The sequence below is a fragment of the Burkholderia sp. MSh2 genome, assembly GCF_000731655.1.
Lineage (GTDB): Bacteria > Pseudomonadota > Gammaproteobacteria > Burkholderiales > Burkholderiaceae > Burkholderia > Burkholderia paludis.
On sequence record NZ_JPGM01000121.1, the window covers coordinates 1 to 9,436 of the forward strand.

The 9,436-nt window shown below is 67.1% G+C and carries 9 protein-coding genes and 1 pseudogene; 7 read left to right on the forward strand and 3 right to left on the reverse strand.

The window, feature by feature from the left end; translation table 11 throughout:
- Positions 1-221 (forward strand): annotated as a pseudogene (locus GQ57_RS37525) (RND transporter); the annotation flags it as partial.
- A 105-nt stretch (positions 222-326) separates the two neighbouring features.
- Here the strand turns inward: GQ57_RS37525 and GQ57_RS37530 are convergent.
- Complete coding sequence (locus tag GQ57_RS37530) at positions 327-923, reverse strand: TetR/AcrR family transcriptional regulator (RefSeq protein ID WP_031403686.1); 597 nt, start codon at positions 921-923, stop codon at positions 327-329.
- 127 nt (positions 924-1,050) lie between these two features.
- Between GQ57_RS37530 and GQ57_RS37535 the strand changes: the two genes are divergently transcribed.
- The 5 genes from GQ57_RS37535 (at position 1,051) to GQ57_RS37555 (ending at position 6,898) form a co-directional block, all read left to right on the forward strand.
- Positions 1,051-1,482, forward strand: a complete 432-nt coding sequence (locus GQ57_RS37535; protein WP_034200562.1) for a hypothetical protein — start codon at positions 1,051-1,053, stop codon at positions 1,480-1,482.
- Between the two features lie 438 nt (positions 1,483-1,920).
- On the forward strand, positions 1,921-2,346 hold the full coding sequence (locus GQ57_RS37540) for a hypothetical protein (RefSeq protein ID WP_052001628.1): 426 nt from the start codon (positions 1,921-1,923) through the stop codon (positions 2,344-2,346).
- A gap of 46 nt (positions 2,347-2,392) precedes the next feature.
- Positions 2,393-4,027: an LVIVD repeat-containing protein gene (locus GQ57_RS37545; protein WP_034200563.1), complete on the forward strand. Its 1,635-nt coding sequence runs from the start codon at positions 2,393-2,395 to the stop codon at positions 4,025-4,027.
- Positions 4,027-5,361 (forward strand): DUF6765 family protein, encoded by a 1,335-nt coding sequence (locus tag GQ57_RS37550; RefSeq protein ID WP_031403682.1) that lies wholly within the window; start codon positions 4,027-4,029, stop codon positions 5,359-5,361. Before GQ57_RS37545 ends, GQ57_RS37550 begins: the two co-directional genes overlap by 1 nt.
- A 16-nt stretch (positions 5,362-5,377) precedes the next feature.
- Complete coding sequence (locus tag GQ57_RS37555; protein WP_034200564.1) at positions 5,378-6,898, forward strand: hypothetical protein; 1,521 nt, start codon at positions 5,378-5,380, stop codon at positions 6,896-6,898.
- Here GQ57_RS37555 and GQ57_RS37560 read toward each other — a convergent pair.
- Positions 6,861-7,778, reverse strand: coding sequence for a helix-turn-helix transcriptional regulator (locus GQ57_RS37560; protein ID WP_235212839.1), 918 nt, complete (start codon positions 7,776-7,778; stop codon positions 6,861-6,863). The two genes, GQ57_RS37555 and GQ57_RS37560, sit on opposite strands and share 38 nt — an antisense overlap.
- Positions 7,779-7,977: 199 nt before the next feature.
- Positions 7,978-8,871: a LysR family transcriptional regulator gene (locus tag GQ57_RS37565; protein ID WP_034200565.1), complete on the reverse strand. Its 894-nt coding sequence runs from the start codon at positions 8,869-8,871 to the stop codon at positions 7,978-7,980.
- Positions 8,872-8,970: 99 nt separating this feature from the next.
- Between GQ57_RS37565 and GQ57_RS37570 the strand changes: the two genes are divergently transcribed.
- Positions 8,971-9,411: a PACE efflux transporter gene (locus tag GQ57_RS37570; RefSeq protein WP_034200567.1), complete on the forward strand. Its 441-nt coding sequence runs from the start codon at positions 8,971-8,973 to the stop codon at positions 9,409-9,411.
- The last annotated feature ends 25 nt before the right edge of the window (positions 9,412-9,436 follow it).

Genomic DNA, 9,436 nt, shown 5'->3' on the forward strand with positions numbered 1-9,436 from the left:
CCTTGTCGCGCACGCAGTACCAGGAAGGCGAGGTCGCGTATCTCGACGTGATCGACAGCGAGCGCTCGGTGCTGCAGTCGCAGTTGCAGGCGAACCAGTTGACCGGCGCGCAGGCCGTGTCGACCGTCAACCTGATCCGCGCGCTCGGCGGCGGGTGGGGCGCGGCGCCGACGGCGGTTGGCGATACGGCGTCCGGCAAGGCGGAGGTCGCCGCGCGTTGATGCCGTGGCCCGCGAAGGGCCGTTCAGGCAGATGGCCGATATGGCCGATCGATGAAGAACCCCGATCCGCGGCAACGCGGATCGGGGTTTTTTATTGGTCGCTCGCTATGACTGCTCTTCAGGCGTCACGTCCGTGCGTTCGGCGATCACCACCGCGTAGCGTCCGACCGCATCAGCAATGCGCTGTGCCAGTTCGGGATCGCGCACCGCCCGCGCGAGCGTGACGCCGCCCGACAGCAGCGCGAGGAACGCGATCGCGCGGTCGTCGTCGGGTGTGTCGCCCAGACCGGACGCGACTTCGTCGACGATTTGCTGCAACGCCTGTTCGTACGCGTCGCGCGTGTCGTCGTCGGCGCGCATCACTTCGGGCGACAGGCTCGGCAGCGCACAGCTTTCGCCGAGTGCGCAGGTGCGTCGCGGCCCGAGGTAGAACGACACGAACGGGCGGCGCCAGCGCGCGCCATGCTCGGCCTTGAACGTCGCGACGCCTTGCCGGAGCTGCTCGAGACCGTCGAGCACGACGTTGCGGAACGCCTCGCCTTTCGATTTGAAATGCCCGTAGAACGCGCCGTTGGTGACGCCCGCCGCCTTCGTCAGCGGGCCGATGCCGGAGCCGCCATAGCCCTCCTGGCGGAACAGGCGGCTCGCGGCCTCGAGGATGCGCGTGCGGGTTTCGTGCTTGTGCTCGACGGAATAACGCATGACAGGCTCGCTTCAGAGCGATCGCTCTTTATCGCTTGCATAGAGAGCGATCAGCGTCTAATGTATAGAGAGTGACTGATATTTATATCACGTCACGATTCCGATGACCTGACCAGGAGAACGTGCGATGCCGATTACGCTGACAGTATCCGAAGGGGTTTTCACGCCGGACGACGAGGGGCCGGTGTTTGCCGAGTTGACCGATGCGCTGCTGGATGTCGAAGGATTGACCGGGAACGGGTTCCTGGCGCCGAACGTGGTGGGCACGCTCAACGTGCTGCCGCGGCACCGGACCTTCGTGCATGGCCGGGCGGAGCCCGCCGCGTTCGTCGAGCTGAAGCTGCCGGCGGTGGCGCTCGCCGCGCCCGACAAGCAGCGGCAATTCGTCGAACGGGCGACCGAGATCGTGCTGCATCGAGCGGGCGGGCGGCTGACGCCCGCGCAAGTGTGGGTGAACGTCGTGCATGCGGTCGATGGCGGCTGGGGCATTGCCGGGCGGCGGTACGACAACGCGTCGCTGGTCGATTCGATCCAGCTTGCGGCGGCGGCCTCGCATTAACTGCAACTAACGGTCAAGTCGTCGGGCGTTGACCGGCGGTGCGGCGGCGATCGCCGCCGCACCGGTTACTTGTCGTTGCCTGCAAGCCGCTGCTGGCGGCGTGGGCCCTGGTTCGCCGGCTGCGTGACGGCGTCCCGGGTACCGCTGACAGGCAGTCCGTCGCCTGTATCGATGCTGACTCCGTGCGACACGTCGCGTCAGGCTCCCGCCGGCGTTCTCGCCACCCGCCGAAACGACCTCGGCGCGGCCTTTCATCCGTTGCGGTTACCCGGGCTACTCGGGTTAGTCGTGCTACTCGGGTTACTCGGTACGCAATTTCTCGACAGTCCGCAATAAGCCGATATCTCGTCGCGGCGCCGGTCACTACCATCCATCGCTATCGATTCCGCCCGATTGGCAGGCGGCCTGACGGAGCCACATCGCGTGGCGCGAGCGCTGATGGAACGAAGCACGAGCATCGAGGCAGGGCGCCTGCTGCGGCGAAGCCGGGCGCCGGCATGGATCGCGATTGCCGCGACGCTGCTGCTTGCTTACGGCGTCGCGAGGCATCTGTCGCGGGCAGCGCCGGCGCCGCCGGCGCCGCAGCATTTCTCCGTCGACGTGGATCGCGCCAGGGCGCCGTGGGAGCGTCCCGTGATCGCGATGCGCGAAGGCGTGCCGGTGCACATCGACGTGCGTGCCAGCGAAGCCGGCGTGCTGATGGCGCATGAAATACCGGGCGCGTTCGCGGCCTGCGCGTCCGGGAGTGCGCAGTCGCTGGACATCTTGCCGGTCGGCATCACCGGGCGTTTCTCGCTGCATTTCCACAGCCGCACAGGCGACACGATCGAGGTCGCCGTGATCGAAATCTATCCGGGGCCGTGACCGCAACGCAATTTCATCACGACAAACAAGACGGAAGGAGACAACGATGCAATTTCCGATTCGCGCAGCGATCGCGCTGTCGCTCACCAGTTTCGTGCTGGCCGGCTGCGGCGGAGACGCCGACGACACGCCGGCCGCCTCGACCAGCGTATCCGTGGCCGACTATGTCGTGCCGCGCGTACCGAGCTGCAGTCAGGGCGACACGCCCGAGACCGCGTTGCAAGGGCAGGTGCCGGCCGCGCTCAGGCAGGCCGGATTCGGCGGCTTCAACTGCAACCTGAAGCGCGTCAGCCAGATCCAGGGCGAAGGCGCGTCGTGGTCGGCCGCCACCTATACGGACAAGAAAGGCCAGACCTGCTTCTATCACGCGACGATGGGCGCCAGCGCGCTGTTCAACAATCCCGCCGCACCGCCGCGCGTGAACCCCGGCGTACCGGTGATCGATATCACCAACCCGGCGCAGCCGGTGCGCGTGAGTTCGCTGACGTCGACGTCGATGATCGATCCGTGGGAGTCGCTGCGCGTGAACGTCGCACGCGGGATTCTGGCCGCCGACAACGGGCTCGGCGGCGGCGGCGGTCCCGAGATCGACCTGTACGACATTGCTTCGGATTGCACACGGCCGCAACTGCTGGCCAGCGTGCCCGTCGGCACCGGCGCGGACGGCGGTATCGTGCCGGCCACCAAGCCGCTGGGCCACGAAGGGGGATTCTCGCCGGACGGGCTGACGTACTACGTCGGCGGCGCCTTCACGAAAGCCTATTACGCGATCGACCTGACCGTGCCGACCCGGCCGAAGATGATCTCCTCGATCAGCGTGGCGGATCTGGGCATGGGCAACATTTCGCACGGGCTGTCGGTGAGCCAGGACGGAACCCGCGCGTACTTCGTCGCGTCGGGCAACGGCGGCACGGCCATCGGCATGGGCGCGCCGCCGCTGAACGACGCGAACGCGACCGGCGACAACGGCTTTTTCGTCGTCGATACCAGCGAAGTGCAGAGCCGGCGTCCCGATGCGCAGATGCACCGGATCGCGACGGTGCCGGTGCGGGACGGCAGCATTGCACAACACACGATCTCGTTCGCCGTCGCGGGGAAACCGTATCTGATCGAAGTCGACGAAGGCGGGGCCGGCGGTCTGCAGGACCCGGGCGCGACGGCAGTCAAGGCCGCGTGCAATGCCGGCGTGGCGCCGTTCCCGATGGGGCACATCTACGACATGTCGAGTGAAGCCGCGCCGCGGCTGGTGTCGGAGCTGCGGCTCGAAACGCATGCGATCGCGAACTGCGGCAAGGTCATTCCCGATATCGCGGGCCTCTCCACGTTCACGTACGGCGCGCACTACTGCAGCGTCGACAACCGGCAAAACGCGACCGCGCTGGCGTGCAGCTACTTCAACTCCGGCGTTCGCGTGTTCGATATTCGCGACCCGTCGAAGCCGAAGGAGATCGCCTACTACAACCCGGCTTCCGCGAAGTCGCCGGGTGCGGGCTCGGCGCATCTCATGTTCGGGCAATACCGGGCAGGCGGGCCGGACTGGTGCGCATCGCGCCTCGATTTCGACTTCGACCGGCATCTGCTGACCACCGCTTGCCAGGACAACGGCATGCTCGTCCTGTCATTCGAGAACGGCAGCTGGCCGTTCCCGGAAAGCACGAAGGCGACGGAGATCGGCAATTGATGCGCGTGAGCCGTTGCCTGCTGGTCTGCGCGGCGGCGCTCGCGATGCCGCTGACCTGCGCGGGTTTCGAGGCCGATGTGCACTTCGGCCTCACGCTGTGGCTCGCGCGGCAGGCCGGCTTCGCGCCGCGCGACGCCGAGGCCGTGGCGCTCGCCGACCAGCGCATCGATGCGGGGTCGATCGAGTACATGACGTCGCCGCTGCAGTACGCGTGCCTGTCGCGCTTCGTTCCGGATGCCGACGATGCCCAGGCGCGTCATTATCCGGGCACGCGCAAGGTGCCGGCCGATGCGCAGGACAGAACCGTCGTGCCCGGCGGGCCGGCCGCGCTCGCGCCGGTCGACGCGGCGCTCGGCAAGGCCGGCGGCGGCAGGGCCGCATTCATGCTCGGCGAATTCGGGCGTGCGCTGCATGCGTGGCAGGATTCGTGGGCGCATCGCGGCACGCCGTCGGTTCCGGACTGGAGTCGTGCCGGGATCGCGTGCGATGCCGGTCTGGCGATGGCGGCGCCGCTCGATCAAGGTGCACCGTCGAGCCATGCGGCGGAGCTGACCTGGCGTCGGCCCGCCGATGTGGAAGCGATGGCGAAGGCGACCTACCTGCAGATGATCAGGTATCCGAAGATCGATGGCGCGAGCCGGCAGGCGGCTTCCTGGGATCAGGTGCGGCAACGGCTTGCCGGTTTTGCCGATGCGCGAACGAAACGGGCCAAGTCGGACTGGTTCGTCGCGAACGGCATCGCGGATACGTCGTTTCTCGACGGCATCAGCCTGCCTGACGGACCCGGGTGGAAAGCCGTCCGGTGGCATGGGCGGCGCGCCCTGCCAACGCCGCTGCCGCCGGCGATGCAGGCCGGCGCCGATCCCGATCTCGTCGATTTCTACACGCGCCTCTTCAGCGACTGGGTCACGACATCGCCGGTCGACCGGCGCTGGCTGCCCGCGCTTTCGGCGGGGCGCGGGCACAAGCCCGACGACGCGCTGGTCAACGCGCTCGTCGGGTGGCGGCTGAGGGATCACGGTGCGTATCTGGCCGCTGAAGGATCGACGCATTCGACCGGACGTTCGTCCGCATCGGCACGCAACCGCGCGTCGTTCGAAGTGTTCAGGTCGTTGAACGACGCCGTGCTGCCATTGATCGTGGAGGGCGACAAGCCGTCTCCCGTCCTGCCGTTCCTTGTGTTTCCGCTACCGCGTTCGGGCGATGGCAGTCCGCGCGCCGTTGCGCTCATCAAGTTGCTCGACTCGCCGTACGACACCCTGGGTGTCGTGTCGGAGAAGCGCAATGGCGAGGGCTGGAAAGTGACGGGATGGATCTCGTCTGCTGACTACTGAGCGGGAAGACGTTGACATGCCTGACCATATTGCGCATGAATCGGTGCCCGCGCGGCGCGGCCTCGTCGCCCGCCCGTCGCGCCCGCGGGGATGGCTGGCCGGTTGGCCCGCATGGCTCGTCGCGTGCATGCCGGGCGTGGCGGGCGCCCACGCATGGAATATTCCGTACTACCTGCCGGTGCCTTTGTGGCTGTACGCGTATGCCGCGACGGGCACGCTGATGGTGTCCTTCATGATCCTGGCGTTTGCGCCGGGCGCGCGCGTTCCCGATCCGGGAGGGCGATCGGCAACACGCACGAAAGCGCTGCGAATCCCGGCTTCGATCGTGAACGCCGCGCAAATCGCGAGTGCGGCGTTCGTCGTGCTGCTGATCGTCGCCGGTATCGCGGGAACCGCGAACCCGTTCCTGAACCTGGCGATGTCGGGCTTCTGGATCTGGTTCTATCTGGGCTCGCTCTATGTCAGCGCGATACTGGGCAACGTCCACGCCTTCACCAATCCGCTCGCGCTGCTGTTGCGAATCGCCGCGCGTTGTTTCCCCGTCATGGAGCATGGGCGCTATCGCTATCCGCCACGCCTGGCCTCCTGGCCCGCGCTGGGCGGTTACATCGCGCTCATCGCGCTGGAACTGTTCGGGACGGGGCGGCCGCGAGACGTCAGCCTGTTCATCGTCGCGTATGTCGCGTACGCGCTGATTGGCGCCGGTTGCTTCGGGCGCGAGCGATGGCTCGCGCACGGCGATATGTTCGGCCTGCTGTGCCGGTTATGTGCGAAGCTGTCGCCGCTGACATGGCGCCGGGGCGCGAGCGGTCACGTGATCGTCGAACCGAGGAACCCGATCGCGGACATGTCGCGCGATGCGCCGGCGGATACGAGCATCGTCGCCTTTCTGTCGTTCATGCTGTCGTCGACGGCCTACGACGGCTTGCGCGATACCGCTACATGGAACACGTTCTTCTGGCGCGGCATCTATCCGCACATCGTCGGCCTGCTTCCGTCGCTCGGGAGAAACTATGCGTTTTCAGCGGAGATTCTGCTGGCGTGGCAATGGTTCGCGTTCGCGCTCATCGGTGTGGCGTACTACCTGCTGTTCCGCGGCTGCTGCGCACTGGGCGCGCGCAGCATGCGGTCAACGTCGGGCGGGGCGTCTTTCTCGCGGCGGTTCTGCCTGATCCTGCTGCCGATCGCGTTCTTCTATAACGTCTGCCATTACTTCACGCTGTTCTGGGATCAGGGCCGGCAGATCGTGCGGCTCGTGTCCGATCCGCTCGGGCTCGGCTGGAACCTGCTGCCGGTGGCGGCGCCGGACGATCAGGTGTCGGCGGCGCAGGCGCTCATCAATGTCGGATACATCTGGCATGCGCAGGTGCTGCTGATTCTCGCCGGGCACATCCTGAGCGTGATGCTCACGCATGCGATCGTCATCCGGAGCGGGCGGGCGGCTGGCAGGGCGATCGTCGGCCAGTTGCCGCTGCTCGTGCTGACGATCGCATTGACGATCAGCGGCCTGTGGATTTTGTCGCTTCCTCTGGCATGACGATCGCGGCACGCGGCTTGAGTTCCGACGGCGACACGCCCCACCGCTTGCGGAACGTCGCCGAGAAGTGACTGGCCGACGAGAAGCCGCAGTCGAGCGCGGCTTCCGTGATGTCGCATTGTCCGCGCTCGATCAGGCGGCGTGCGGCCTGCAGGCGGCTCTCGATGATGTACTGGTGCGGCGTCAGCCCGTTGGCCTTCCTGAAACTCCGGATGAACGAATAGAGATCGCCCGGGTAGCCGACGGCATCGGCCACCAGCATCAGCGTCAGCGGGCCCTGGAAATTGTCCCGGATGTACTCGCAGGCCTTGCGCATCATGCCGGCATGCGCATATTGCTTCGCCTGCGGCCGCGCTTCCAGGTGCAGCATGCGGTGCAACGCGGCGGACCCGAGCGCTTCCGCATAGGTCGGACCCTGCGGCATGCCCGCGACGGCGTCTTCATGAAGGCTGCGGACGATCTGCGTGAGCAGGTCGTCGATCACGTCCATCCGGAGCGCCGCCGATGCAAACCAGACGTCGGTTTGCAGGCCCGTTCGCGACAGCCATGACGGGTCGAAGTGCACGGTGATCCACTCGATTTCGTCGGACCATCGGCCGGAAAACGAAAAGCCGGGCGGGACATAGGCGAGTGGCCCACGGACGCGGGTCGGCGCCCACCGGCCGCCGTTCGTTCGCAACTCGAGCGTCGCGGGCGCCTGCAGGTACATGCCGAGGATCGGGCCGGTCGTTTCCAGGTCGACGATTTCCGTGGCGCCGGCGATGTAGTGCTCGATCGAGACGGCGGCGAACGACGGCGCGACGGGCTGCCTTCTCCACTTCTGCGGCGGATGCCAGCTGACGCGGCTTCCGTTCGGCGCAATCGCGCAGACGTCCCTCATGGCTGGCCGGCTGACCACGCGTTCTCCTTTCGTCCGATCTGGCGAGCGGTTTCTGACAAGCGAGCCGATACCGTGACGGCATCGCGAAAACGAACAAACTTTAGGCCGCGATACTTACTCGATGCTTACCTGGCGCCGTGCGCGTGTGGCGGCCGCGCCCGACCGGCGGCACGCGATGTCGCGGCCGTTGCGGAAGCGGTCAAGCGTTGCTGTCGGCGGCGGCCCGCAGCGCGCGAACCAGTTCGCTCGCCGCCTTGCCGAGCCCCTTGTGTTTCGGCCGGCGCAGATACACGGGCAGCGGCAGCCCGTTGCGGATGTTCGCGAACACGAGCGGCGCGAGTTCGCCGTCGGCGGTGTATCGGCCGACGACGGATGCCGGCAGGTTGGCCCAGCCGTGTCCGGCCTTCACCAGCGCGATCGCGGTGGCCATGTCCGTCACCTTCCACGTGCGGTTGCCGATCAGCGGCCGCACGTCGGTGAGCGGCCGCTCGGGATCGGCGATCACGATCTGCCGGAAGCCCGACAAGCGCTCGATCGCCTCGGGTTGCGCGCATTCGGCGATCGCCGGATGGCTCGGCGCGGCGACCGCGACGAGCGTCTCGGTCCACAGCGCGTGGATCTGTTCCTGCGGATGAAGATCGAGCCCGCCGTATGCGACACAGAGATCGACGGCGGCGCGATGCAGCGCGTCGACGATCACGTCCTGCGGCGCCGTGACGATGCGGATCGCGAGCGCCGGATATTTCGCGGCCACGGCCGTCAGCGCACGGGCAACCGGCGCGCTGTCGATTTCGGCGGCGAGCCCGAGCCGCAACGTATCTTCGACGCCTTCCGACAAATGCTGCGCATGCGCGCGCAGCGCGTGCAGCCGTTCGGCGATCGAGCGCGCGTCGGGCAGCAGCGCGGCCATCGCGGCGGTCGGGGTCGGTTCGCGCGTGCCGCGATCGAACAGCACGAGGTCGAGTTCGGCCTCGAGGTTCGCGATCGCCATGCTGATCGCCGACGGCGTGCGGCCGAGCGCGCGTGCGGCCGCCGAAAACGAGCCTTTGTCGATGACGGTCAGCAGCATGTCGATGTGATCGCTGGTCAGCATGCGCGGGCCTCCTGTCAGAAAAATTGAAAGGACCTGACTTTGGCGGGCGGGGGCCCGCTGATAGTCTCGCCACCTTGTTCGAGAGGAAGGTGGATGGTCATGCAAGGGTGGAAGAGACGCATAGTCTACGTCGTGATGTTCGAGGTGCTCGGCATCCTGGTCGCATCGTCGGTGCTCGGCATGCTGAGCGGCGCGAGCGTGGCGGCGAGCGGCCTGCTCGGGGTGATGATCTCGACGACGGGCGTCACCGTCAATTTCCTGTACAACCTCGCGTTCGAGGCGTGGGAGCGGCGCAGCGCGGCGACGACGCGCACGGTCGGGCGCCGCGTGCTGCATGCGATCGGGTTCCAGGTCGCGCTGGTGACGTTCCTGATCCCGTTGATTGCCTGGTGGCTCGACGTGTCGCTGCTGCAGGCGTTCCTGTACGACGCGGTGCTGATCGTGTTCTTCCCGATCTTCACGTTCGCGTACAACTGGGCGTTCGACGCCGTGTTCGGGCTGCCCGATGCGGTCACGCGCAAGGCGGAGCCGGCTGTCTGACAAGGACGATCGCGGGGCGGCGATG

Bases quoted from the DNA above. Each gene is read 5' to 3' on its own strand.
- GQ57_RS37555 (WP_034200564.1), top strand. From the start codon at position 5,378: ATGCCTGACCATATTGCGCATGAATCGGTGCCCGCGCGGCGCGGCCTC.
- GQ57_RS37540 (WP_052001628.1), top strand. From the start codon at position 1,921: ATGGAACGAAGCACGAGCATCGAGGCAGGGCGCCTGCTGCGGCGAAGC.
- GQ57_RS37560 (WP_235212839.1), bottom strand. From the start codon at position 7,778: ATGAGGGACGTCTGCGCGATTGCGCCGAACGGAAGCCGCGTCAGCTGG.
- GQ57_RS37545 (WP_034200563.1), top strand. From the start codon at position 2,393: ATGCAATTTCCGATTCGCGCAGCGATCGCGCTGTCGCTCACCAGTTTC.
- GQ57_RS37535 (WP_034200562.1), top strand. From the start codon at position 1,051: ATGCCGATTACGCTGACAGTATCCGAAGGGGTTTTCACGCCGGACGAC.
- GQ57_RS37550 (WP_031403682.1), top strand. From the start codon at position 4,027: ATGCGCGTGAGCCGTTGCCTGCTGGTCTGCGCGGCGGCGCTCGCGATG.
- GQ57_RS37565 (WP_034200565.1), bottom strand. From the start codon at position 8,871: ATGCTGACCAGCGATCACATCGACATGCTGCTGACCGTCATCGACAAA.
- GQ57_RS37570 (WP_034200567.1), top strand. From the start codon at position 8,971: ATGCAAGGGTGGAAGAGACGCATAGTCTACGTCGTGATGTTCGAGGTG.
- GQ57_RS37530 (WP_031403686.1), bottom strand. From the start codon at position 923: ATGCGTTATTCCGTCGAGCACAAGCACGAAACCCGCACGCGCATCCTC.